This window comes from Nonomuraea sp. NPDC048882, assembly GCF_040649755.1.
Lineage (GTDB): Bacteria > Actinomycetota > Actinomycetes > Streptosporangiales > Streptosporangiaceae > Nonomuraea > Nonomuraea maheshkhaliensis.
On sequence record NZ_JBEZGB010000037.1, the window covers coordinates 21,536 to 44,219 of the forward strand.

Consider the following 22,684-nt stretch of genomic DNA (forward strand, 5'->3'; position numbering starts at 1 on the left):
TCGGACGGGGTGCCGCGGAGAACACGCCGACGCGCTCGCCGTCCCGGACCGCCAAAAGTACACTAGCAAGTGTGCTTTTAGAAGTCGGGCGGGCGGAGGTGGCCTAGGCTTGGCCCATGTCGAGGGCAATCGCGGCGGTGCAGACTCCCGGGCGTCGCCGCCGGTCGGAGGGCAAGAAGGCGGCGATCCTGGACGCGGCCGAGGCGCTGTTCATCGCCGAGGGATACGAACGGGCGAGCGTGGACGCCATCGCGGCCCGCGCGCAGGTCTCCAAGCGCACCGTCTACGACCACTTCGGCGAGAAGGCGACGATCTTCCTCAAGGTGCTCGAACGGGTCAACGACGCGCTGGTGGGCGCCGTTCAGTCCGCGATCGAGGAGGAGCTGACGCCGGGCCGCGACCTGCGCGAGGCGTTGACCGCGTTCGGCCGGCGGGTCGTCACGCAGACCGTGCCGTCGTCCGACTACGTGACCTTCCGCCGCCTGACCTCGCAGCACTGGGCGGTCCCCCGGCTGGCGGGGGCCGTGCGCGAGCGTCCCGAGCGGATGCTGGAAGAGCGCTTCGCCGCGCTGACGGCCGGCGGTGAGCTCATGGCCGCCGATCCCCGCCTCGCGGCACGCCACTTCACGGCTCTGACGATCGGCCTTGCGCTGGACACGCTGGATACCCAGGATTCGAAGGATGAAGCGGAGATCGTGACGGTGATCGCCGACGGGGTGGACGCGTTCCTGCGCGCCTACCGCCGCCCCGGCCCCTCATGAGGGGATGAGCGGCACCGCGCGCACCGATCGTCCCTCGGCGTCCAGGATGCGGCCGAGCAGCTTCGTCATGCTCAGCACCAGTGACCGGTCCTGGATGCGCAGCGCCGGCACTTCCTGGCTCATCAGCCACTCCAGATCGTGCACCTCGGCGGTCGATCGCAGCGACGCGTCCACGATCACGTTGAACGGCCCGGCGACGAACGTGGAGGCACGCACCCCCGGCAGCGAGCGGATACGTTCTTCTGCGGCGCTCAGGTCCTGGACGTCCAGCGAGCCGAAGTAGACCGCGGAGACCGACCGGCCGGACAGATGGCGGGAGATGTCGCAGCGGAAAGTGACGAGCCCCGCCTGCTGCATGCGGGTCAGCCGCCGCCGCACCGGCACCGGGCCGATGCCCGCGTGCTCGGCCAGCCGTTCGAACGACATCCGCCCGTCGGTGTGCAGCGCGCGCAGGATGCGCAGATCGACGTCGTCCAGCGGGCCCGCGCCGCCTGACCCGCGCCCCGTGTCGGAGCCGAGGCGGCGCCGCTGCTCGGGGTTGAGCGCGCCCTCGCGCCAGCGGCTGGCCTCCAGGGTGGACCGGGTGACCACGTGGCTGCGGATCTTGGAGATGCCCGGGATCCGCGCCACGAGGTCGAGGAGGTAGCCGGACAGTTCGTCCAGGCCGGGCGCCTGGGCCAGCACAAGCACGTCCCTGGCGCCGCTGGTCACCTTGACGGTGGCCGCGTAGGTGTCCTCGGCGAGCGCGCGGGCGACCTCGGCCAGCCGCCCCGGCGCGCAGTCGACCTCCACCAGCGCGCACGCGGGGGTCGCGCCGCCCGAGGGATGGGCGGCGACCCAGGCGGCGCCTTCTGACTCCATCCGGGCCCAGCGGCGGCCCACGGTGGCCGGATCGACCCCGAGGACCTCCCCGAGGTCGCGCCAGCTCGCGCGCGGCGCCGACCGTACGGCGTCGACGATGGCGACGTCGAGCTCGTCGAACGTCGAAGAGAGCATCACATCAGCTTTCCTGCACGAATCAGCCCCAGAGAGCAGATTTCCAGCGATTCGGTGGCCGAAGCATGCGATCACCTTAGCGTGTCGCTCGTCAACAGCCGGCGAACGAGGACAGGGCGACGAGTGGGATCGAACGACGGAGCCGCGTTGCGGGTGCACAACGTACGGCTCATCGACGGGGCCGGCGAGCGAGCCGTGGACGACGCCGTACTGGAGTCGGGCGACGACGGCCGGATCACCTACGCCGGCCCGGCGGCAGGGGCGCCCGAGCCCCGCGCGGGCGTCAGGACGATCGACGGCCAGGGGGGAACGCTCCTTCCCGGGCTGTTCGACTGCCACACCCACCTGGGCGTCCCGTCCGACCGGTCGCTCGTGGAGGCCGCACTCCTGACGGACCCCGTCCTGGGCGTCCTCCAGACGACCGAACGCATGAAGCGCACGCTCGACGCCGGCGTCACCTCGGCCCGCGACCTGGGCGGGCTGCCCGCCGGGTTCCGCGACGCCGTCGCGGCGGGGCTCGTCCCCGGCCCCCGCCTGCAGACCTCGGTCGGCGTGATCAGCCACACCGGCGGCCACGCCGACGGCACCCTGCCCGGCGGCAGGAACCTCGACCTCGACTACTGCGAGATCGCCGACGACGTGCCCGGCGTGCGCAAGGCCGCGCGGCGGATGCTGCGGGCCGGCGCCGACCTGATCAAGATCTGCACCAGCGGCGGCATCAGCAGCGCGCACGACGACCCTGACGACCAGGACCTGCTCGACGAGGAGATCGCCGCGGTCGTGGACGAGGCGCGCCGCCGCCGCGACCGCCCGGTCGCCGCGCACGCGCAGGGGCGGGCCGGCATCCTCGCCGCGATCCGCGGCGGTGTCCGCTCGGTCGAGCACGGCTTCGGCATCGACGACGAGGGCTGCGACCTGCTCGGCGAGCGGGGAGCCTTCCTCGTGCCGACGCTGTCGACCGTCTTCCAGCCGCTGGACCCGCGCAAGACCACGCCGTGGCGCTACCAGAAGAAGCTGCGCTGGAACGAGCGGACCAAGGAGAACATCGCCGCGGCCATCGCGCGCGGGGTCGACATCGCGGCCGGCACGGACTCAGGGATCTCGCCGCACGGCGGCAACCTCTTCGAGCTGTCGTGCCTGGTCGAGCTGGGGATGTCGCCGATGGCCGCGATCAGGGCCGCGACCTCGAACAGCGCCCGGCTGCTCGGCGTCGAGGACACGCTCGGGACGCTGCGCGCCGGTTACGCCGCCGACCTCGTCCTGTGCGCAGGGGATCCGCTGCGCGACATCGGCCTGCTGTCGGCGCCCGAGCACGTCGTCCTGGTCGCCCAGCAGGGCGTCGTCCGTAAACTCACGCTGCCAGAAAGGAGCGGCTCGTGCCAGACATGAGCTCCGACACCACAGCGGTAAGGCCGCCGGCCGATCTGCACACCGGCTGGACCGGCCGGGTCATCGGCTACGTCGCGGTCCTCGTCCTGGTGAACGTCATGGTCGACACCGTGCTCGCCTCCCCCACCTTCGTCCTGCCGCAGTTGCGCGACGCCTTCGACACCACGCAGTTCGCCTGGCTCGACTCCAGCGCGATGCTGGCGGGCGCCATGTGGGCGCCGCTGCTCGGCAAGACCGCCGACATCCACGGCAAGCGCAAGGTCCTCGTGATCACGCTGGTCGTCGCGGGGCTCGGCGGGCTCGTGTGCCTGATGGCGCCGAACATCGGGGTCTTCGTCCTCGGCCGGGCCCTCCAGGGCGCCGCCGTCGCCGCTCTGTTCCTCACCGTCGCGATCATCAGGGACGTCTGCGCGCCCAAGTTCGCCATGATCGTGACCGGCGTCGTCACCTCGGGCTCGGCCGCGTTCGGGATCGTGCAGCCGTTCGTGCTGGAGGTCGCGACGGAGGTCTTCGGCTGGCAGTTCGTGTTCGTCGTCTCGGCGGTGTTCGCGGCCGTGGCCGCGCTGTTCGTGCGCCTGGTGATCCCGAACTCGCGGATCACGACGCCGGGAAAGGTGGACGTCGCTGGCGCGCTCGTCCTCGGCGGCGGGCTGGCGGGCGTGCTCGTCTACATCAGCCTCGGGCAGGAGTTCGGCTGGCTGGGGCTCGCCCCGATCGCCGCGCTCGTGCTGGGCGTGGTGGCGCTGCTCGTCTGGTACTTCGTGCTGAGCCGCGTCCCCGAGCCGGTGATCGACATCCGCGGCCTCTCCGCGGTGCTCGGGCTCGGCCTGCTCGTGGTGGTCATGGGGACGGGCGCGTACCGGAGCCTGCTCGCGCTGTTCAGCCTGCTGATCGACGTCTCACCCGACGAGGGCCTCGGCTACGGGATCGCGGGGCCGGCGGCGCTCGGCCTGATGTTCGGCATCCCGTCGATCGGGATCATGCTCGGCGGCATCCTGGCGGGCGCGATCGCCACCCGTGTGGGACCGGCCTGGCCCCTCGCCGCCGGTCTGACCCTCGGGACGATCGCCTCCGTCGCGATGTTCACCGTCGGCGCGGCGAACCTGCCGATCGCCGTGATCTGCTCGTTCATGCTGAGCCTCACGGCGGGCTCGCTGGTCACCTCGGGGTTCAACCTGGCCTCCATCCTGGCCCCGCCCGAGCGGCAGGGCACCGTCTCCAGCATGGTGATGGTCATGGTCGCGATCGGCTCGGTGACCATGAGCTTCGTCGGATCGGCGATCCTCGGGGCGACGGACGTCGTCGTGGCCGGCGAGACGGTCAACTCCTCACTCGGCGTGCACTCCTACATCGCGGTCGCGGGCTGCGCGTTCGTGCTCGCCGCCGTGCCCGTGACGTTCCTGCTGCGCCGGATGCGCGGCCACGTCGTCACGGACGTCCCCGTGAGCCAGGTCTGAGAGGAATGTCATGTCCGACCACGCACCGGCGAGCCCCGCGCAGGCGCGGCATCCGTACAGTCCCGTACGCGAGACCGGGACCGGGCTCGTCTTCCTCTCCGGTCAGCTCGGCGTCGCCGACGGCCGGGTGGTGGTGGGAGGCGTCGCGGCCGAGACGCGGCAGGCGCTGGCGAACCTGCGGGCCAAGCTGGCCTCGGCGGGGCTGGAGTTCCGCCACGTCGTGAAGATCACCGTCTATCTGACCACGATGGACGACCGCAACGCCATGGACGCGGTCTACCAGGAGACGCTGCCCGAGCCCCGGCCGGCCCGCACTTGCATCGCTGTGGCCGAGCTGCCCTACCGCGCCCGGGTCGAGCTGGACGCCATTGCGGTGCGGGAAGGTGACTGACATGCGGACCGTGTCCCCTGGCGCGCCCGGCCTCGCGGTGACGGCCGGCGACATCGTCGCGGCCCGCGCCAGGATCGCCGGCGACGTCGTACGGACGCCGCTGCTGCCCGCTTCGTGGGCGCCGGGAGAGCTCTGGCTGAAGGCCGAGAGTCTCCAGCCGGTCGGGGCGTTCAAGCTGCGCGGGGCGGTGAACGCGATCGGGCGGCTGCGTCCCGGCGTCCGCGCCCGTGGCGTCGTCACGCATTCGAGCGGCAACCACGGCCAGGCCGTCGCCTGGGCCGCCCGCGCGGCGGGCATCCCCGCGGTGATCGTCATGCCGGACGGGGCGACGGCGGTCAAGGTGGAGGCGACCAGGGAGCTGGGCGCCGAGGTCGTCATGGCCCCGGCCGCCCGGCGTGAACGCGTCGCCGACACCGTACGGGCCGAGCGCGGCATGACCCTGATCCCGCCCTACGACCACGCCGACGTCATCGCCGGCCAGGGCACGCTCGCCCTCGAAGTGCTCGAAGACCTGGACGACATCGACACCCTGCTCGTCCCGGTCGGCGGCGGCGGGCTGATCTCGGGAGTGGGGATCGCCGTCGCGGCGCTGTCCCCGCGCACCCGGGTGATCGGTGTGGAACCCGAGCTGGCCGCCGACGCCCGCGCCTCGCTCGCCCGGGGGCACCGGGTCGAGTGGGAGGCCCGCTCGACCGCCCGCACGATCGCCGACGGGACGCGGACCACGGTCGTGGGCGAGCTCAACTTCCCGATCATGCGGGCGACGGTCGACGACATCGTCACCGTGCGCGAGGACGAGATCCTCGCCGCGGTGGCGGCCCTGACCCGGCGCTCCCGTCTCGTCGTGGAGCCCAGCGGCGCCCTCGGCGTCGCCGCCCACCTGGCCGACCCCGCCAGGTACGGCCGGGCGGTGGCCGTGCTCTCCGGCGGCAACATCGACCCCGCCGTGCTCTTCCGCGCCCTCGCCTTCCCCGTCTGACAGAACGTTCTGGAAAGGAGTCACCGCACATGACCTATGCGGAGGCCGTCGCCGACGGCATCTGGGCGGCCGGCACCGCGCGGGTCGGGTACATCCCGTCCGTGACCGTGGCGCCGATCGTCACCTCGTTGATCGCGTCCGACGGCGGCGCGGACGGCACCTCGCCGCGCGTCACCCCGCTGTCGCGGGAGGAGGAGGCGATCGGCGTGATGGGCGCGGTGGCCTTCACCGGCCGGCTCGGCGCCGTGGTGATGCAGGACAACGGCTTCGGCAACGCGCTCACGGCGCTCACCACGTTCACGCTGTCGTACCATCTGCCGTTGCTGATCTTCGCCAACACGCGCGGCAGTCTCGGCGAGTACAACTCGATGATCCACTCCATCAGCCGGCCCATGCCGGCCGTGCTGCGCGCCGTCGGGCTGCCCGTCATCGAGCTGGACCGCAGGAGCGGGCCCGAGGACTGGCACGACACCGTACGGGAGGCCGGGGTGCACGCGGTCATGACGTACCGGCCCGTGGTCGTCCTCGGGTCCTTCTGGAACACCGACGGAAAGGTCGCCTGATGAAGCGGATCGAAGCGCTCGGCGTGCTCGCCGGCCTGACGGACCGCCACCCCGTCGTCGTCACCTGCGCGGCGACCAGCCGCGAGCTGGCCTCCGTGCAAGACCGCGACAACCACCTCTACCTGCTCGACGCGATGGGCCTGGTGGGCTCGGTGGCGACCGGGCTGGCGCTCAGTGTGGACCCGTCCGCGCCGAAGGTCGTCGGCATCGAGGGCGACGGCTCGCTGCTCATGAACCCGAACGTGCTCCCCACGGGCGGTTACCTCGCGCCGCCGAACCTGCTCCTCGTGCTGCTCGACAACGGCGTGTACGGATCGACGGGAGCGCTGCCGACCTACTCCTCCAGGATCGACCTCGAACGGCTGGCCGCCGCCGCCGGCTGGACCACGCGCAGGGCCGGCACCGCCGACGGGCTGCGGGCCGCGTTCGGTGAGCTGCTCGCCGTGGACGGGCCGGCCTTCCTGTACGCCCGCATCGAGGAGGGCAACGCCCAGGGGATCGCGAAGCTGCTGATCGACCCGGTCACGATCACCGGCCGGTTCACCCGCTGGTTGCGCGAGGTCCACGCCGTCTCTGGGGCCGACACGTGACCGAGGCAGGCATTGTCACGATAAATCCTGCTTCGGGGGACGAGCTGGGCTTCTACCCGTACACGACTCCCGAAGGCGTGGACCGGGTGCTCGACGCCGCCGCGCGCTCGCCCTGGGCGCGGTCGCGCCCGGAGGAGCGCGTCGCGGCGATCGGCCGGCTCGGCGACCTGCTGGCGGAGGGGCGCAAGCCGTTCGCCGCGCTGATCACCCAGGAGATGGGCAAGCCGATCGCGCAGGCGCGGGCCGAGATCGACAAGTGCGTCGCGGCCTGCCGCTACTACGCCCGCGAGCTGCCCTCGATGCTGCGGCCGGAGACGTTCGACCTCGACGGCGACACCGGGATCGTGCGGATCGTACCGATCGGGGTGGTCTTCGCCATCCTGCCGTGGAACTACCCGTGGTGGCAGGTCATCCGGGCCATGCTGCCCGCCGTCGCGACCGGTGACACCGTCGTGCTCAAGCACGCCGAGTCCGTCACCGGGAACGCCCTGGCGATCGAGCAGGTGTTCCGCGCGGCGTTCGGCGCGAACGTCCTGCGGACCGTCGTCGTGGACGCGCCGACCGCCTCGGACATCATCGGGGACCCCCGGGTCGCCGCCGTCACCTTCACCGGCAGCGACCGCGTGGGCGCGCTCGTCGCCGCGCGGGCCGGCGCCGCGCTCAAGAAGTGCGTGCTGGAGCTGGGCGGGTCCGACCCGTTCGTGGTCCTGGCCGACGCCGACGTGCCCGCCGCTGCCGCCGCCGCGGCGCGGTCCCGGTTCCTGAACAACGGGCAGAGCTGCATCGCCGCCAAGCGGATCCTCGTGCACCGCGACGTTCGGGACGCGTTCGTGGACGCGCTGATCCCGCACGTCCGCGAGCTGCGGGTCGGCGACCCGGCGGACGAGAAGACCGACGTCGGGCCGCTCGCCCGGCACGACCTGCGCGACACGCTGCGCGAGCAGCAGGCCCAGGCCCTGGCGGCGGGCGGCCGGCTGATCGCGCGGGCCGACGCGCCCGAATCCGGCCGGGGCGCGTGGCTCGCGCCGTCGGTGGTCGAGGTGGACGGGCCCTCGGTGCTGCTGTCGGAGGAGACGTTCGGTCCGCTCGGGGCGCTCACGACCGGCGCGGACGACGACGAGCTGATCGCCCTCGCGAACGCCTCCCGCTACGGCTTGAGCAGCAGCGTGTGGAGCTCCGACGAGGATCACGCCGCGGCCGTGGGCGCCGGGATCCAGGCCGGTGCCGTCTTCGTGAACACGATCTCGGCGACCGATCCGCGCCTGCCCACCGGCGGCGTCAAGGCCAGCGGGTACGGGCGCGAGCTCGGCCGGTGGGGGGTCCACGAGCTGGCCAACGTGCAGGCCCTGCGCGTCCGTACGGCCTGGACGAGGTGACACGTGACTTCTGGGGGAATCATGAGTGAAGTGAGTCAGGCCGAGGTGGTGCTCTCGGGCTTCGGTCCCGTCGGCCGGGCCTTCGCCGGGCACCTGGCGGAGCACGCCGACGACCTCGCCCTGCGGCACGGCGTGCGGCCGGTCGTCCGCGCCGTCCGCGCGAGCACGGCGCAGTGCCTGCTCCAGCCGGGCGAGCCGGTGCCGCCGCGCGCGGAGTGGAGCCCGCTCGGCCCGCTGGAGGAGACGCTCGACCGGACGGGGGCCCGCGTGCTCGTCCAAGCCGTGCCGTCCTCGCCCGAAGTGCGGCGGCAGGCCGCCGACGAGGCCCTGCTCGCGCTGCGCCGTGGTGTGCACGTGGTCACGGCCACGAAGAGCCACCTGCTCACCCACTGGCGGGAGCTCGGCGAGGCGGCCCGCGCGCACGACGCCATGATCAGGATCTCCGGCGCGACCGGAGCCGCCCTGCCTGCCGGTGACCTGGCCAGGACGGCGCTGCGCGGCCTGGGCTGCGCGACGATCAGGGCCTGCCCGAACGGCACCGTCACGTACGTCCTCGACCGCCTCGCCGCGGGCGACCCGCTGCCGGACGCGATCCGCGAGGCGCAACGGCGCGGCATCGCGGAGGCGGACCCCACCGCCGACCTGTCCGGCGCCGACTCCGCCACGAAGGTACGGCTGCTGGCGGCGCTGGCCTGGGGCTGGGACCCGGCGTCGGTACGGGTGGAGGCGCAGCCGGTGGACCAGTCCTGCGCGGTCACCGCGCCGGCCGCGCTCTCCAGGGGCCGCCGGCTGCGCGCCGTGGCGAGCGCCCGCGCCGACCAGCCGCTGCTTGTCGAGGTACGGCTGGAGGAGACGGAGCCGGGTGACCCCCTGTATGCGCTCTCCGGGCCGGAGAAGGCGGTCGTGTTCGGCTGCCAGGAGGCCGGGGACGTGGTCGTGAGCGGCGGACGGTCGAGCCCGCTGGGGGCGGCGCTGGCGCTGGTCAAGGACACCATCGACGTCACGGCTCCGCGCCTCGGCTTCTTCTGACCCGCCCGGCTTCTACCAGCACAGCTGAGCCGCCCTCCCTTGACGCACCCCCACCCCTCACCGACAGTCGTGATGCCGCCCACCGCACACGCATGAAAACGATCGCCCACGGAGCACGATCGCTCACGCCGAAGGAGCGCCCATGCCGCCATCCGCCCACGGCCTCATCCGCGCCACCGCGCTGGTAGCGGGCCTGCTCCTCGCCGCGGCGCTGTTCCTGGCCGTCACCGTCGCCTCCGGCCAAGCCACCGCGGCCGCACGCTCACACGCCAACGTCTGCGCCGGCGTCGTCGCAACGCACGACCTGTGGTCCGGCGTACGTTGTCTGCTGGCTCCGGTCATCGTCATGGACCGGCAGTAAGGAGTACCAGTACGTCATCGGCCGGCACGAACCGCCGGGCCGCCGGGCCGCCGCGCCGGCGCCCGATCAGGCGGCGATACGATGCCTCGACCCCACCATTGGAGGCGATGTGTCGATCCACGCCGAGACCGGCCGTTCGGAAGTGATCCTGTGACGGGTACGAAGCGCACCCTCGCCGACAGCATGCGCTGGCTGGCCGAGGGCACAAGGATCTTCTTCGACGCCCTGGCCGCGATGCCGGACGAGCGGCTGGACGGGCCGTCGGCGCTGGACGGCTGGAGCGGCAAGCACCTGCTGGCCCACGTGGCCGCCAACGCCGACGCGCTGCTCAACCTGGCGTACTGGGCGCGTACGGGTGAGGAGCGGCCGATGTACGCCTCCCGCGAGCAGCGCGACGCCGACATCGACGCGGGCGCGAAGTTGCCGGCGGCCGAGCTGCGGGCCTGGGCCGTCCGGGCGTCGGGCACCCTTGAGGCGCGGCTGGCCGAGCTGGACGAGCGGCAGTGGAGCCGTGAGGTCCGCACCTCCCGGGGCCAGGCCATCCCCGCGAGCGAGGTCCCCTGGATGCGCGCACGCGAGTTCATGGTGCACGCCGTGGACCTTGACGCCGGGGTGACGTTCGACGATCTCCCGGCCGGGTTCCTCATCGCGCTGATCGACGACATCTCCGGCAGCCGTTCCGGCCTCGGCGGCCCGGCACTGACCCTCACGGCCACCGATCACATCGGAACGTGGACGATCGCGAACTCGGACGCCCCCATTGAGGTCACCGGCACCCTCGCCGGCCTGGCCGCCTATCTCTCCGGCCGCCCGGCGCACGGTGTCACCGGGCCGGGCGGCGGGCCGGCGCCCCAGCTTCCTGGGTGGCTCTGAGGCGGCGCAGGCCGAAAGGGGGATGAGGTCCTAACAGGACGGCCCCTTCCAGGCGCTCCTCTCTCTGACGTTCTCCTTCACTGACCGGGCGGGAAGTCCGCGCCCCGCGCGACCGCCTCCTGCCCGCGCAGCTCGCTGAGCATCGCCTCCAGTTGCCCGACCACGGTGTCGTACCCCTCGCTCCCGAGCACGAGCCGCCGCGGCGGGTCGTCCTGGTTCATCGCGGCCAGCACCGCCCGGACGCCACCTACGGGATCGCCGGGCTGCCGGCCGTCCTGCGCGACCATGGCGGCCCGCACCTCAGCCAGCATCGGCCGGTACTCCGGCAGGTCGTCGTCGACCGACTCGGCGGCGAAGCCGGCGTACGCCCGGGTGCGGAAGGCCGCCGGCTCCACGGCGAGCACCTTGATCCCGAACGGCGCCACCTCCTGGCGCAGCACCTCGGTCATCCCTTCGAGGGCGAACTTGGCCGCGCTGTAGAAGCCGAAGCCCTGGATCCCGACCAGGCCGGCGACCGAGGACATGTTGACGATCCAGCCGCTCCGCCGCCGGCGCATGCCGGGCAGCACAGCCCTGGTCACGGCGAGCACGGAGAAGAAGTTCAGCTCGATCTCGTAACGCAGCGCGGTTTCGTCCATGCCCTCGACGGAGCCGAACCAGCCGCGACCGGCGTTGTTGACCAGCACATCGATGGCTCCGTACCGGCTCTCGACCTCGGCCACGGCGGCCTCGACCTGCTTGGTGTCGGTGACGTCGAGCGGCAGGACGAACACCCTGTCGCCGTACGGAGCCGCCCATCCGCGCAGTTCCTCCGGGCGGCGCGTGGTCAGCACGACGCGATCCCCGCCTTCCAGCGCCGCGTCGGCGTAGGCCATGCCGAAACCGCCGGGCGTGCCGCCGGTGATGAACCAGGTCTTCATGAGTCTCCCCCTTGCTAAATTCGCTACACAGATCAATGTAGCGATATACGAGATACTATAGCGACATGAGAACCCGAGGTCAGAGCGGCGAGGCCCGCGACCGGCTGCTGCTTGCCGCCGCCGAACTGCTCGAAGGCTCCGGCGACGGCACGCTGTCGACGCGCGCCGTGTGCGAGCGCGCCGGCGTTCAGGCGCCCACCCTGTACCACCACTTCGGCAGCAAGCAGGGCCTGATCGACGCGGTGATCAACCACGGTTTCACCCAGTACGTCCAGCCGGCCGACCCCACGGGCGACCCGCTGGACGACCTCCGTCACGGCTGGGACCGGCATGTCGCGTTCGGGCTGGAACACCCCGCCTTCTACGCGCTGCTCTACGGGCGCGCCGAGCCCGGCAAGCCCTGCGCCGTCACCGCGCCCGCGCACGCCATGCTGCGCGACCTGCTGACCGTGGCCGCCCGTCAAGGACTGCTCACGGTCCCCGTCGGCGACGCGGCCGAGCAGATTCTGGCCTCGAACGTCGGCGTCACCCTGAGCCTGATCACCCAGCCCGTGGGCGAGCGTGACATGGGGCTGTCCGACCGCGTCCGCGAGGCGGCGCTGGCCGCCGTACTCCAGCCCGCCGCCGGACGGCCCGCCCATGGCGGGGCGGCGGTCCCCGCGACGCGGGCCGGCGCGGCGCTGACCCTGCTCGCCCTCGTGGACGAGGACCCGTCCGGGCTGTCCGCCGGCGAGCACGCCCTGCTGCGCGAACTGCTGGACCGGCTGGCCGGAGGCGGCCCGACGCCAACGGCAGTCCGGGCAGGCGCATAGCAACAGACACTGACGGCGGCCGGCGCTGACGGCACTCCGACGCTGACGGCACTCCGACGCTGACGGCGGCGGGCGCACGGCGGCCGGCTCGCGGTTACGCCGCCCTCACCGGCTACTCCCCTTTCACCGAGCAGACCGCCGAGCCGATCACGGACGCGACCGCCTCCGGATGTGAGACCAGCGTGAGATGCGACCCCCCGGCGAACTTGGTCACCTTCGAGCCGGCCCGCTTCGCCATCGACAGCTGCGACTCGATCGTGATGATCCGGTCGCCGGTGCTGGCGAAGTACCAGGACGGGATCTTCTTCCACGCCGCCGCCCGCAACGGCGTATGGAACGCGTTCGTCGAGGCGGCCCGCTGCGTGGCCCACAGGCGCTCGGCGGTGTCCCTGGGCAGGTCCGAGGCGAACGAGCGGAGGAAGGGCTCCCGCTTGAGGTACAGGTCGCTGGCTCCCACGGGCGCGTTCGCGTAGGACACCTTGTCGTACAGGGTGTCGGGGGCGGCGCCGAGCGCGGAGCCCGACCCGCTGAGCTGCGCGGTGGTTTCGCCCTTGTCCGGTACGGCCGCGTCCACGTACACCAAGGCCTTGACGTTGGTGGCGTTCGCGGCGGCGTTCGTGATGACGGAGCCGCCGTAGGAGTGCCCCACGAGGACGACCGGCCCTGAGACGGTCTTCAGGAAGGCCGCGACGGTGGCGGCGTCGTCGTCGAGGTTGCGCAGCGGGTTTCCGATGGCGCGCGCGGTGTAGCCGGCCTTGCGCAGGGCGTCCACCTCTCCGCCCCAGCTCGACGTGTCCGCCCACGCGCCGTGCACCAGGACCACCGTCGGCTTGGTGGAGCCCGGCGGACAGGGTAGTGGGCTGCGCGCGTGCGCCGCGGCCGGATGTGTCGCGACCGCCACGGTCAGCGTGGCCATGATCGCCACCGTCTTCCCTGCAGTTGTACGGCTCATCTCGTCTCCCCCATCGGCGCTCGTCCCCCTGTCGCGCGCTGACCAGGGACTTCTCCTTTCCAGGAAGCCGCGCCTCTAACTCGGCCCCTGACTCGGCCCCTAAGTCGGCCCCTAAGTCGGCGGAGCCATCCCCCGTGCGAGCTACCGCGGAATGTCCACCGCGCGGTGACGATTCGCGAGCGGCGATTTCCTACCGTTCTCGACGAGACCGCGGCGCTCATGCCGCGGCCGGGGCGAGGGATCAGCACAAGGGAGTCGTCATGCGGCTGTTGCAGCAACTCGTGGCCGCCGCGGCGGCCACTCCGCACCGGTGGCAGGGTCGTGAGCTCGGTCCCTCGCCGCGGTGGTCGCCGGTCCTGCCCGGCCGCTACGCTCGTGCGGTGATCGTATTCCGGCGGCTAGCCGACCTGTGGCAGCGGTCTGACGTCGTGCTCCGCGACCTTTCCTTCGCGCTGCTGCTCGGCGCCGCCGCGCTGGTTCCCGTGCTGCACGGCAAGGGGACGCAGGTCGGTGACCTGCCGGTCCGTCCAATCGACGCGCTGGCGTACGTGGTGATCGCCCTGCAGTGCCTCCCGCTCGCGGTGCGGCGGCGGTGGCCGGCCGTGTGCCTCGTCCTGGTGACGGTCGGCTTCGCCATTGACGAGATCCGCGCCTACCACACGTTCACCAGCATCGCGCTGCCGATCGCGCTCATCAGCGCGGGCGCCCATCTCGAACGTGGCCGGCGCGTCGCCGCCGTCCTGCTCTCGGTGGCCTACGTGCCGCTGGCGATCGCGCTCAACCAGCTCGGCTCGACGGAGCGGCTGGAAGGGTACGTGATCTTCTACTTCCTGCTGGTGCTCGCGTGGGGCGTCGGCTCCTGGCTGCGCAGCACCAGGGCCGCCGAGGCCGAACGCCGCCGCCACGTCGCCGAGGCCACCCGTACCGCCGAACGCACCCGCATCGCCCGCGAACTGCACGACGTCGTGACCCACCACGTGACCGCGATGGTCGTGCAGACCGAGGCCGCCCGCTACCTGACCGCCGCGCCCGACCGCCTCGACGCGACCCTCAGCGCCGTCACCGACACCGGCCGGCGGGCCATCACCGACCTGCGCCACATGCTCGACCTGCTCGACCCCGGCCACCACACCGAACCCAGGGAGTCCTCGACGGCCGGCGACCTGCACGCCCTCGTGGAGCAGACCCGCCAGGCCGGGCAGCCGGTCGAGTTCACCGAGGAGGGCGAGGCCGCCGATCCGGCCGGCAGCGCGGAGTTCGTCACCTACCGGGTCGTCCAGGAGTCTCTGACGAATGCCCTCAAATACGCCCTTGGCGCCCCTACTGTGGTCCGCGTGCGCTACGGCGAGAAGGAGATCAGCGTGGAGGTCAGCACCGATGGTTCCGGCTCGCGAGCCGGCTCGCCGGGCGGGAGCGGGCGCGGTCTGGCCGGGCTGCGCGACCGGGTCGACGCCCTGGGCGGCGAGTTCAGCGCGAACGAGCAGGCGGGCGGCGGCTTCCTGGTACGGGCCCACGTCCCGGTGGGGAGCCGGTCGTGACCGCGCCCATCAGGGTCCTGATCTGCGACGACCAGACGCTGATCCGCACCGGGCTGGCGACGATCATCGACGCGCAGCCCGACCTTGAGGTGGTCGGCGAGTGCGGCGACGGGCGCGCCGCGGTCGAGCTCGCCCGGCGTCTCAAGCCCGACATGGTGGTCATGGACGTGCGCATGCCGGTGCTCGACGGCATCGAGGCGACCCGCCTGCTGGCCGGCGCCGGGGTGGCCGACCCCGTCAAGGTGCTCGTGGTGACGACGTTCAACCTGGACGAGTACGTCTACGAGGCGCTGCGCGCGGGCGCCAGCGGCTTCCTGCTCAAGGACGCCCCGCCGGCGCAGTTGCTGCACGGCATCCGCACCGTCGCGACGGGCGCCGCGCTGCTGGCGCCCGAGGTGACCAGAAAGCTCGTCGGCAGGTACGCCTCACGGATCCGTCCCACGGAGGACACACCGGACAACGTGGCGCTCACGCCGCGCGAGCTGGAGGTGCTCCGGCTCATCGCCGACGGCCAGTCCAACAGCGAGATCGCCGCGACGCTGGTGATCAGCCAGGAGACGGTCAAGACGTACGTGTCGCGCATCCTGACCAAGCTCGACCTGCGCGACCGCGTACAGGCGGTGGTGTACGCCTACCGCAACGGCCTGGTCACCTGAACCGCCTGGCTCCGCACGATCACGTGAGCCGCCTGGTCCCCCGCGATCACCTGGGCCGTCGGCTCGACGCGGTCACCGGCTCGGCACGGTGAGCTGAGCCGGTGACCGCGACGGGCTCGTGGGGCGCCGCGCCCGCGTGGAGTACGGTCTTCTCCGGCACATCGGGCACGCGCTGGGCGGCCGTGTAGGCGGCGCCGCGGATCTCGTTCAGCCAGCCCGCCGGCCGCAGCCCCTGGATGGGATGCCTGATCGGGTCGAACCGCATCGGGCGCTCCGCGTCAGGCCGCGCCGGCGCGGAAAGGTGCACCTGGCCGAACAGCCGCCACGGCCCCGTGGGCGCGGCGACCAGCAGTTCGAGCACGACCGGGCCGAACTCGGCGGCCAGCGCGAGCGCGTCGAACGTGGCGGGCAGCGACACGGGCGTGTGCAGCAACGCGCCCAGCAACAACCGCCGCTCCCCCACCTGGTACGGGAACAGGCTGGAGTACATCCCCGTCCACCGCCCCGCGGGCCGGAGCACCCGCCGGCCGATCCGGTTACGGCCGGTGCTGGCCAGCAGCAGGTCGCCGACGGTGCCGTCCTGCTGCTCCCAGCGGAGCGCGATGCCGAGGATGTCGGGCAGCGGCGCGGGCACCCCGACGGAGCGGGACAGGCGGGCGACCCCACGCAGCTCCATCGCCTGGTCGAGGAACGGAGTCCCCCACGGGCGCGGGGCGCCGTGCAGCCGCATATGCGCGTCCAGCACGAGCCCGGCCGGGTGCAGCGGCCGTCCGTGCCGCAGGCGCGCCGCCGTGCCGAAGGTGGCGGCCAGCGCCGACCTCGCAAGGGATGTGCCCGGCTGCCTCATCGGCCCGCTCCTCACCGTCGGTAACCTGCGTGCGACCCCTGGTGCTACCCAGCGGCGGCGCCCGAAATCACCCCGAGCCGGTCGCACCGGAAGGCTCCGCTCCGAGAGCCTGATCGGACGGTCCGAGATCCTGGTCGGCCGAGCCAAGGGGCTGGTCGGGGAGGACGGTCCGCAGCACCAGTGCCGCCGGTGCGCTGGGGCCGATCAGGGTGAGGTTCCCGCCGAGCGCGCGGGCCAACCGGCGGGCGGACAGGAGAGCGGAGGCGCCGCTGGAGTCCATGAAGGTCACCCGCCGCAGGTCCACGCTCAGCCGGGGGCCGCGCTGGCTGATCACCGTGGCGAGAAATTCGTACAGATCGTCGGAGACGAGCAGATCGACCTCTCCACCGATGGAGACGACGGGGGCGCCGGCGGACATGCTGACGCTGAGATCCAGTCTCATGAGGGTTCCTCGCTGGTGCACGCGCACCGCTCGGTGCGCTGAGTCCCCTCACGTACCCCCGGCCGATCGTCTCAATCGCCTGCTCACTTTTCCCTGACGGCGGATGTGAGGCCCTGCCGCCGCCGCGCGACGTCGTCCGCCGACGCCATGAGGGCCGCGCTTGCCGCTGGGTGAACGGGGTAGCGGGCGGCCATGGCTGACGACGTCATCACGTTCATCCTGGCCGACCACCGCAAGGTGGAGGAGCTGTTCGCCAGGCTGAACACCGGCAAGGGCGACCGGCGGGCCATCGTGGGCGCGCTGCACGCCCTGATCACCGCCCACGCCCGCGCCGAGGAAGACGTGGTCTATCCCCTGCTCGACGCCCATCACGGCCTGGAGCAGCACAAGGAGGCGGAGGTGCTGCTGGACGCGCTGCGGCGGGCCGAGCCCGGCAGTGCGGAGTTCGCCGGCGTCCACGCCCTCCTGGCGCTCACGGTCGATCGTCACGTACAGGAGGAGGAGAGCACGCTCCTGCCGCTGCTGGCCCGCACGACCGACGAACGGCGGCTGCGCGACCTGGGCAAGCTGTTCCGGCAACGCCGGCAACATGAGCTGCGCGCCCTGGCCAAGGCCCGTCCCTGAACCCCGGCGTTCCAAAGCGTCGGACGTCACATCGGCGGGCCGACGATTCCCCAGGTGAGGCCGGGCGCGGGCACGGGAGGCACCGCGGGGGCGCCGGCGTGGCCGGCCAGCAGGACCAGCAGGATCGGCAGCGTGGCCAGCACGATGACCACCAGCAGGACGCACCACACCTCGCCCCGGCCGGAGCGCCGCCTCTCCTTCCTGCGGCAGGAGGCGTCGAACGACTCGACGCGGCGGACGAACGCATGGTCCTCACGGCGGAGATCCTTTTCGATCTCGCCCAGAACGCGGCGTTCCCAGTCCGACAGCTCCATCGCCCAGCTCCATCGCCGTCACGGGCGTCCGACCGGCTCGGCGGCAGGATCGGCGAGGCCGCCCGCCGCTCCCTTCAGCAGATCGCGCCCTATGCGAGGTGGGTGCCCTCCAGATCCGGCCGGAAACGCGTCCCGTACGCGGGTAACCGACGAACCTCCGGCGCCGGCGGGGACGGCTGACTGATCGGCCAGACCGGGGCGCGTACTTCTCACAACATGCCAAACCGTAAAGTGAGGGCCATTGCACCAAGCCAGTGGGGAGAGCATCTTGCACGAAAAGCTGTCGTCGATCTACGACAACGTCCTGCGCCGCAACCCTGGAGAGGCCGAGTTCCACCAGGCGGTCCGCGAGGTGCTCGAAAGCGTCGGCCCGGCTCTCGGCAAGCACCCCGAGTACGCCGAATCGAAGATCATCGAGCGCATCTGCGAGCCGGAACGGCAGATCATCTTCCGGGTGCCCTGGATGGACGACCGCGGCGAGGTGCAGATCAACCGGGGCTTCCGGGTCGAGTTCAACAGCGCGCTCGGCCCTTACAAGGGCGGGCTGCGCTTCCACCCGTCGGTCTACCTGGGCATCGTCAAGTTCCTCGGCTTCGAGCAGATCTTCAAGAACGGCCTGACGGGCCTGCCCATCGGCGGCGGCAAGGGGGGCTCGGACTTCGATCCCAAGGGCCGTTCCGACCGCGAGGTGATGGCCTTCTGCCAGAGCTTCATGACGGAGCTCTACCGGCACATCGGCGAGTACACCGACGTGCCCGCGGGTGACGTCGGCGTCGGCGGGCGGGAGATCGGCTACCTGTTCGGCCAGTACAAGCGCATCACGAACCGCTACGAGTCCGGGGTGATCACCGGCAAGGGACTCGCGTACGGCGGCGCGCAGGTGCGGACCGAGGCCACCGGCTACGGATGCGCCTTCTTCGTGGAGGAGATGCTCAAGGCGCGCGGCACGTCGTTCGACGGCCGGCGGACCGTGGTGTCCGGCTCCGGCAACGTGGCGATCTACACGATCGAGAAGGTCGAGCAGCTCGGCGGCGTCGTGGTGGCCTGCTCCGACTCCTCCGGCTACGTGCTCGACGAGAAGGGCATCGACCTGGATCTGCTCAAGCGGATCAAGCAGCACGAACGCGGCCGCCTGGACACCTACGCCGCCCGCCGGGGCGAGCACGTCACCTTCGTCCCGGATCGCAGCGTGTGGGAGGTGCCCTGCGAGGTGGCGATGCCGTCCGCCACGCAGAACGAGATCACCGGCCGCGACGCCGCGTTCATGGTGGACAACGGCTGCCTCGCGGTCGGCGAGGGCGCCAACATGCCGACCACGCCGGAGGGCATCAAGGTGTTCCTGGAGGCGGGCGTCGCGTTCGGGCCGGGCAAGGCGGCCAACGCGGGCGGGGTCGCGACCAGCGCGCTGGAGATGCAGCAGAACGCCAGCCGCGACTCGTGGACGTTCGAGTTCTCCGAGCACCGCCTTCAGGAGATCATGCGCGACATCCACGGGCGTTGCCTGCAGACGGCCGACGAGTACGGCATGCCCGGCAACTACGTGGCCGGCGCCAACATCGACGGCTTCCGCCGGGTGGCGGACGCCATGCTGGCACTGGGCCTGGTCTGAGCGGGTCTCTCCCATCCCGCGCACCGGCACCGGACCGGGTCAACGCCGCCCCGCTCCGGCCGCCCACCCCTTCATCCAGCACCGCCCCACTCCGGCCGTCCGCCCCGCACCTTCGTTCAGCGTCGCTCGGCTCCGTTCAACGTCCTCTGGAGAGTCCGGGGAAGGCCGCCTTCAGCACCGTCCCGCCAGGTGCTCGCGCACCTGCCGGTGCACGAAGTGGAAGACGTGCGGCTCACACTGCCGCAGCAACCCCGCCCCGACCGCGGCCTGGAGCAGCGGTGACACGTCCATCGGCCGGACGCCCGCGCGCCGCAGCGTCGCCCTGACGTCCGGGTCGTCGCCCAGGAACGTCTCCGTCCGCCGCCTGGTCATCTCGGCGGCGATCTCACACAGCCCCTCGGCGACCATCCCGGCCTCGACCCCGGGCACCGCCGTCGCCGCCAGCGCCCGCTCGCCGTACCAGGGCACGAACCGGACCGGCTCCGGCGGCAGCTCGTCGATCCACTCCGGCGCCCCGGTGAGCAGCGCCAACAGCGCGGGCGAGCCCAGCAGCTCGGGGGTCAGCCCGAGCAGGCGGCCTGGATCGACCCGACGGGTGGCGAGCAGCGTCTCCAGCCGCGCGATCGCCTCGGCCGCGACCACCCCGACCACCTCCACCGCCTCGAACCCCGGCGCCGAGCCGATCCTGCCGGTCATGATCACGTCGTGCTCGGTGTGCTCCGCCCACGCCAGGAAGTCCGCGCGGGTGCTGAGGTTCAGCGCCTCCAGCCCGTCGAGCACCAGGATGAGCCGCCGCCGTACCAGCATGGCGTTGGCGTCCGCGAGCGACAGCCCGTACTCGGCCGCCAGCGCGTGCGTGAGCGCCCGTTCGTAGGTGGAGTGCCCGGCCGTCGCAGGCTGCCCGGCTCGTGGCGGCGGCACGTGGGCGGTGTGCTCGGGCTTCAGCGCCGCGAACGGCAGGAACACCGGCACGCGACCGTCCCGCCGCTCCGACAGGCGGCGCGCCAGCCTGGCCGCCAGGACGCTCTTGCCCGTCCCCGCCGCGCCGGTCAGCAGCAGTTTGCCGGTCCGCGAGCCAAGTATCTCGTCCAGCCCCCGGGCGCGCGGCTCGGCCTCGCCGCCGAAGCGCACCACCGGGTCGATCAGCGCGCCGTCGTCGCCGACCCTGCGGTCCAGTCGCTCGCGTACGAGCCCGGCCAGGTCGTCCAGCGGGCCCCGCAGCGGCAGCTCCTCCTGCCTGCTGATCCAGGGCGCGACCGATGACCGCCCGTCGTCCTGCGACTCCGCGGCCATCACGTCGCTCGGCTGCGGCGAGTCGCGTACCAGGTCGATGTAGGAGCCCGCGTCGTGCGGCACCCGTTCCCCGAGGCCGCGCAGCTCGCCCGCGATGCCGGCGACCGTCGCGTCCGCCGGTTGCTCCGCCGACCCGGCCAGCCGGCGCAGCAGCGCCGGCTCCTCGGTGAGCCGCGCGTACGTCTCCGGCGCCCGGTCCCGCAGCAGCAGCACCGCCGCCAGGATCGAGACGTCGTAGCGGCCGTGGGACGTCCCCGTGGTGACGCGGCCGTGCCGCTCCTGCCCGTCGTCCCCAGCGCGGTCCCGCGCCTCCCTGGCGACGCGGTCCTGGAGGATGAGGACGTTGACGAAGCGCTTGATCGAACGCGGGTTGCGCGGCAGCGCGCACTTCAACATCCCGCTCGCCGGCTCGATCTCCTTGCCCGCGAGCAGGCGGTCCAGGTAGCGCTTGAAGTCCGCCTCGGACATCCGTGGCATCTCAAAGGGAAACTGGATGATCTTATCCAGGTAGTCGCCGACCGGCTCGTCCCCGTACTTTTCCCGTACGGCCGCGATCAGCGGGCCCTTGGCCACACCCAGCACGAACACGCAGTTGCGCCGGTTGAAGTGCAGCTTCAGCGACTCCAGCAGGCCGGTGATCCGGTCGGCATCACAGCGGTCGAGATCGTCGACGAACACGACCAGGCGCTCCCTGCCCTTCGCGGCCAGCGCGGCGTCGATGAGGGAGCCGAGGTACTCGTCCAGCCGCGTGCGCTCGGAACGGATGCGGAAGTGCTGGCCGTCGTAGTCCTCGATCGACTGGCGCACGTCGGGCAGGCTGACCCTGAGCGTGGCCGACAGCACGAGCGAGCCGAGCACGTCGGAGATCGTCCGCAGCGTCTGGCGTACGTTCTCCCTGTTCCGCAGGCCGAGGTCGTTGACGATGGCGTGCAGCAGCGGCAGCACCGGGTTGTCCTCGTGCTGGTGCCGCCAGGGGTCGAACCAGACGAAGGCGCACTTGGCGTCCTCACCAAGCTCCTCCGCCTGCTTGTCGAGCTCTTCGAGCTGCTCGCGCAGTTGCAGCAACATCGAGGTCTTGCCGGTGCCCCACTCGCCGAACACGCCGATCACCATGGGCGGCGTCGCCTCGCGGGCCAGCCTGGCGAGCTGGCGGACGTAGGCCGCGCGGTTGAGCTCGTCGTCCCGTACGGGCTCGTCGCTGTGCGTGAAGCCTTCCGAGGCGGCGGGCACGCGAGTGGCCGGCGACGGCGCCACACCCTCCCCGCCGATCTCCGCCCCCGCCGGCTCCGCCTCCTCCTGCTCCTGGGGCTGCTCTTGGGGCTGGGGCTGTTCATGGGGCTGGGGCTGTTCATGGGGCTGGGACTGGGCGCGCCGGTGACGCCGCCACGTGAGCGGTGCCGCCACGAAGGCCACGAGCAGCAGGAAGCCGCCGGCATACGGCAGGAACGGGAAACGCTCCAGGAGGGACGACTGCGCCGTGACCGCCACCCGTAACCGGTCCACGCCGTCCGCCGAGATGAGAACCAGCTGACCTGTGCCGGCGTGCGGGCGCGTGCCGCGTACCACGGTGAACGTCGCCACGCCCCCGGCCGGAACGCGAGCCCTGGTGGCGCCCTTGACCGCGATGGCGTCGGCGAGCCGCCCCGCGACACGCACCTCGACATCGACGGCCGGCCCCGGATTGACCACGACGACCGGCCACGTGCCGGTGGGCAGGCGCTCCAGGGGGATGGAGAGCTGGTCCTCGTCCAGGAACTCCGGCGCGGCCCGCGCCGGGAACCCGGCCGCGATGAGCCCAGCGGCGATCACCGCGGTGAGGCCGACCCTGGCGCATGAGCGCAGCAGCGGACCAAGTCTCCTCGCCATGCTCCGATTGCAACCCAAAGTGGCGCTTGCCGCACCATTCGTCACC

General features: G+C 72.2%; 23 protein-coding genes. 16 read left to right on the forward strand and 7 right to left on the reverse strand.

Annotated features, from left to right (window positions below; translation table 11 throughout):
- Positions 1-116: 116 nt before the first annotated feature.
- Positions 117-761: a TetR/AcrR family transcriptional regulator gene (locus tag AB0C27_RS55075; protein ID WP_357863104.1), complete on the forward strand. Its 645-nt coding sequence runs from the start codon at positions 117-119 to the stop codon at positions 759-761.
- Here AB0C27_RS55075 and AB0C27_RS55080 read toward each other — a convergent pair.
- Positions 756-1,757, reverse strand: coding sequence for an AsnC family transcriptional regulator (locus tag AB0C27_RS55080; protein WP_357863107.1), 1,002 nt, complete (start codon positions 1,755-1,757; stop codon positions 756-758). The genes AB0C27_RS55075 and AB0C27_RS55080 overlap by 6 nt on opposite strands.
- A 123-nt stretch (positions 1,758-1,880) precedes the next feature.
- On the opposite strand from AB0C27_RS55080, the gene AB0C27_RS55085 reads away from it, so the two are divergent.
- The 10 genes from AB0C27_RS55085 (at position 1,881) to AB0C27_RS55130 (ending at position 10,765) form a co-directional block, all read left to right on the forward strand.
- A complete protein-coding gene (locus AB0C27_RS55085; RefSeq protein WP_357863110.1) occupies positions 1,881-3,146 on the forward strand; it encodes an amidohydrolase family protein in 1,266 nt (421 codons plus the stop codon).
- A complete protein-coding gene (locus AB0C27_RS55090; protein ID WP_357863178.1) occupies positions 3,143-4,603 on the forward strand; it encodes an MFS transporter in 1,461 nt (486 codons plus the stop codon). The genes AB0C27_RS55085 and AB0C27_RS55090 overlap by 4 nt, the downstream gene beginning before the upstream one ends.
- A 10-nt stretch (positions 4,604-4,613) precedes the next feature.
- Positions 4,614-4,994, forward strand: a complete 381-nt coding sequence (locus AB0C27_RS55095) for a RidA family protein (protein ID WP_357863113.1) — start codon at positions 4,614-4,616, stop codon at positions 4,992-4,994.
- Position 4,995: 1 nt separating this feature from the next.
- Positions 4,996-5,973, forward strand: a complete 978-nt coding sequence (locus AB0C27_RS55100; protein WP_357863115.1) for a threonine/serine dehydratase — start codon at positions 4,996-4,998, stop codon at positions 5,971-5,973.
- Between the two features lie 29 nt (positions 5,974-6,002).
- Complete coding sequence (locus tag AB0C27_RS55105; protein ID WP_357863118.1) at positions 6,003-6,536, forward strand: hypothetical protein; 534 nt, start codon at positions 6,003-6,005, stop codon at positions 6,534-6,536.
- Positions 6,536-7,126 carry a thiamine pyrophosphate-dependent enzyme gene (locus tag AB0C27_RS55110; protein WP_357863121.1) on the forward strand — a complete coding sequence of 197 codons (591 nt, stop codon included), beginning with the start codon at positions 6,536-6,538 and terminating at the stop codon, positions 7,124-7,126. Before AB0C27_RS55105 ends, AB0C27_RS55110 begins: the two co-directional genes overlap by 1 nt.
- Positions 7,123-8,502 (forward strand): aldehyde dehydrogenase family protein, encoded by a 1,380-nt coding sequence (locus AB0C27_RS55115; protein ID WP_357863124.1) that lies wholly within the window; start codon positions 7,123-7,125, stop codon positions 8,500-8,502. Before AB0C27_RS55110 ends, AB0C27_RS55115 begins: the two co-directional genes overlap by 4 nt.
- Positions 8,503-8,523: 21 nt before the next feature.
- Positions 8,524-9,531 (forward strand): hypothetical protein, encoded by a 1,008-nt coding sequence (locus AB0C27_RS55120; protein WP_357863127.1) that lies wholly within the window; start codon positions 8,524-8,526, stop codon positions 9,529-9,531.
- A gap of 142 nt (positions 9,532-9,673) precedes the next feature.
- Positions 9,674-9,892: a hypothetical protein gene (locus AB0C27_RS55125; RefSeq protein ID WP_357863130.1), complete on the forward strand. Its 219-nt coding sequence runs from the start codon at positions 9,674-9,676 to the stop codon at positions 9,890-9,892.
- 150 nt (positions 9,893-10,042) lie between these two features.
- On the forward strand, positions 10,043-10,765 hold the full coding sequence (locus tag AB0C27_RS55130; protein ID WP_357863132.1) for a maleylpyruvate isomerase family mycothiol-dependent enzyme: 723 nt from the start codon (positions 10,043-10,045) through the stop codon (positions 10,763-10,765).
- A 77-nt stretch (positions 10,766-10,842) separates the two neighbouring features.
- On the opposite strand, the gene AB0C27_RS55135 is transcribed toward AB0C27_RS55130, so the two are convergent.
- Complete coding sequence (locus AB0C27_RS55135) at positions 10,843-11,685, reverse strand: SDR family NAD(P)-dependent oxidoreductase (protein ID WP_357863135.1); 843 nt, start codon at positions 11,683-11,685, stop codon at positions 10,843-10,845.
- Between the two features lie 65 nt (positions 11,686-11,750).
- Between AB0C27_RS55135 and AB0C27_RS55140 the strand changes: the two genes are divergently transcribed.
- Positions 11,751-12,497: a TetR/AcrR family transcriptional regulator gene (locus AB0C27_RS55140; protein ID WP_357863138.1), complete on the forward strand. Its 747-nt coding sequence runs from the start codon at positions 11,751-11,753 to the stop codon at positions 12,495-12,497.
- Between the two features lie 112 nt (positions 12,498-12,609).
- Here AB0C27_RS55140 and AB0C27_RS55145 read toward each other — a convergent pair whose 3' ends face one another.
- The gene (locus tag AB0C27_RS55145) at positions 12,610-13,449 is read right to left on the reverse strand and encodes an alpha/beta hydrolase (protein WP_357863140.1); all 840 of its coding nucleotides are present in this window, start codon (positions 13,447-13,449) and stop codon (positions 12,610-12,612) included.
- Between the two features lie 380 nt (positions 13,450-13,829).
- On the opposite strand from AB0C27_RS55145, the gene AB0C27_RS55150 reads away from it, so the two are divergent.
- Both AB0C27_RS55150 and AB0C27_RS55155 read left to right on the forward strand, forming a co-directional pair.
- On the forward strand, positions 13,830-14,987 hold the full coding sequence (locus AB0C27_RS55150; protein ID WP_357863181.1) for a histidine kinase: 1,158 nt from the start codon (positions 13,830-13,832) through the stop codon (positions 14,985-14,987).
- Entirely contained in the window at positions 14,984-15,643 is a 660-nt protein-coding gene (locus AB0C27_RS55155) for a response regulator transcription factor (RefSeq protein ID WP_357863143.1), read from the forward strand. Before AB0C27_RS55150 ends, AB0C27_RS55155 begins: the two co-directional genes overlap by 4 nt.
- Positions 15,644-15,689: 46 nt before the next feature.
- On the opposite strand, the gene AB0C27_RS55160 is transcribed toward AB0C27_RS55155, so the two are convergent.
- Together AB0C27_RS55160 and AB0C27_RS55165 are read right to left on the reverse strand one after the other, a co-directional pair.
- The gene (locus AB0C27_RS55160; protein ID WP_357863146.1) at positions 15,690-16,490 is read right to left on the reverse strand and encodes a hypothetical protein; all 801 of its coding nucleotides are present in this window, start codon (positions 16,488-16,490) and stop codon (positions 15,690-15,692) included.
- 67 nt (positions 16,491-16,557) lie between these two features.
- Positions 16,558-16,932: an STAS domain-containing protein gene (locus AB0C27_RS55165; RefSeq protein WP_357863149.1), complete on the reverse strand. Its 375-nt coding sequence runs from the start codon at positions 16,930-16,932 to the stop codon at positions 16,558-16,560.
- A 192-nt stretch (positions 16,933-17,124) separates the two neighbouring features.
- Here AB0C27_RS55165 and AB0C27_RS55170 point away from each other — a divergent pair, with 192 nt between their 5' ends.
- Positions 17,125-17,556: a hemerythrin domain-containing protein gene (locus AB0C27_RS55170; protein ID WP_357863152.1), complete on the forward strand. Its 432-nt coding sequence runs from the start codon at positions 17,125-17,127 to the stop codon at positions 17,554-17,556.
- Between the two features lie 26 nt (positions 17,557-17,582).
- On the opposite strand, the gene AB0C27_RS55175 is transcribed toward AB0C27_RS55170, so the two are convergent.
- Complete coding sequence (locus tag AB0C27_RS55175) at positions 17,583-17,870, reverse strand: DUF3040 domain-containing protein (protein ID WP_357863155.1); 288 nt, start codon at positions 17,868-17,870, stop codon at positions 17,583-17,585.
- A 265-nt stretch (positions 17,871-18,135) separates the two neighbouring features.
- Between AB0C27_RS55175 and gdhA the strand changes: the two genes are divergently transcribed.
- On the forward strand, positions 18,136-19,479 hold the full coding sequence (gdhA, locus tag AB0C27_RS55180; RefSeq protein ID WP_357863184.1) for an NADP-specific glutamate dehydrogenase: 1,344 nt from the start codon (positions 18,136-18,138) through the stop codon (positions 19,477-19,479).
- Between the two features lie 171 nt (positions 19,480-19,650).
- Here the strand turns inward: gdhA and AB0C27_RS55185 are convergent, their stop codons facing one another.
- Positions 19,651-22,638, reverse strand: a complete 2,988-nt coding sequence (locus AB0C27_RS55185; protein ID WP_357863158.1) for a P-loop NTPase fold protein — start codon at positions 22,636-22,638, stop codon at positions 19,651-19,653.
- Between the last annotated feature and the right edge of the window lie 46 nt (positions 22,639-22,684).

What these genes read in the sequence shown, in the direction of transcription:
- AB0C27_RS55120 (WP_357863127.1), top strand. Translation starts at nt 8,524, where the DNA reads ATGAGTGAAGTGAGTCAGGCCGAGGTGGTGCTCTCGGGCTTCGGTCCC.
- AB0C27_RS55165 (WP_357863149.1), bottom strand. Translation starts at nt 16,932, where the DNA reads ATGAGACTGGATCTCAGCGTCAGCATGTCCGCCGGCGCCCCCGTCGTC.
- AB0C27_RS55080 (WP_357863107.1), bottom strand. Translation starts at nt 1,757, where the DNA reads ATGCTCTCTTCGACGTTCGACGAGCTCGACGTCGCCATCGTCGACGCC.
- AB0C27_RS55110 (WP_357863121.1), top strand. Translation starts at nt 6,536, where the DNA reads ATGAAGCGGATCGAAGCGCTCGGCGTGCTCGCCGGCCTGACGGACCGC.
- AB0C27_RS55140 (WP_357863138.1), top strand. Translation starts at nt 11,751, where the DNA reads ATGAGAACCCGAGGTCAGAGCGGCGAGGCCCGCGACCGGCTGCTGCTT.
- AB0C27_RS55075 (WP_357863104.1), top strand. Translation starts at nt 117, where the DNA reads ATGTCGAGGGCAATCGCGGCGGTGCAGACTCCCGGGCGTCGCCGCCGG.
- AB0C27_RS55145 (WP_357863140.1), bottom strand. Translation starts at nt 13,449, where the DNA reads ATGAGCCGTACAACTGCAGGGAAGACGGTGGCGATCATGGCCACGCTG.
- AB0C27_RS55135 (WP_357863135.1), bottom strand. Translation starts at nt 11,685, where the DNA reads ATGAAGACCTGGTTCATCACCGGCGGCACGCCCGGCGGTTTCGGCATG.
- AB0C27_RS55100 (WP_357863115.1), top strand. Translation starts at nt 4,996, where the DNA reads ATGCGGACCGTGTCCCCTGGCGCGCCCGGCCTCGCGGTGACGGCCGGC.
- AB0C27_RS55175 (WP_357863155.1), bottom strand. Translation starts at nt 17,870, where the DNA reads ATGGAGCTGTCGGACTGGGAACGCCGCGTTCTGGGCGAGATCGAAAAG.
- AB0C27_RS55095 (WP_357863113.1), top strand. Translation starts at nt 4,614, where the DNA reads ATGTCCGACCACGCACCGGCGAGCCCCGCGCAGGCGCGGCATCCGTAC.
- AB0C27_RS55090 (WP_357863178.1), top strand. Translation starts at nt 3,143, where the DNA reads ATGAGCTCCGACACCACAGCGGTAAGGCCGCCGGCCGATCTGCACACC.
- AB0C27_RS55160 (WP_357863146.1), bottom strand. Translation starts at nt 16,490, where the DNA reads ATGAGGCAGCCGGGCACATCCCTTGCGAGGTCGGCGCTGGCCGCCACC.
- AB0C27_RS55185 (WP_357863158.1), bottom strand. Translation starts at nt 22,638, where the DNA reads ATGGCGAGGAGACTTGGTCCGCTGCTGCGCTCATGCGCCAGGGTCGGC.
- AB0C27_RS55105 (WP_357863118.1), top strand. Translation starts at nt 6,003, where the DNA reads ATGACCTATGCGGAGGCCGTCGCCGACGGCATCTGGGCGGCCGGCACC.
- AB0C27_RS55125 (WP_357863130.1), top strand. Translation starts at nt 9,674, where the DNA reads ATGCCGCCATCCGCCCACGGCCTCATCCGCGCCACCGCGCTGGTAGCG.
- AB0C27_RS55170 (WP_357863152.1), top strand. Translation starts at nt 17,125, where the DNA reads ATGGCTGACGACGTCATCACGTTCATCCTGGCCGACCACCGCAAGGTG.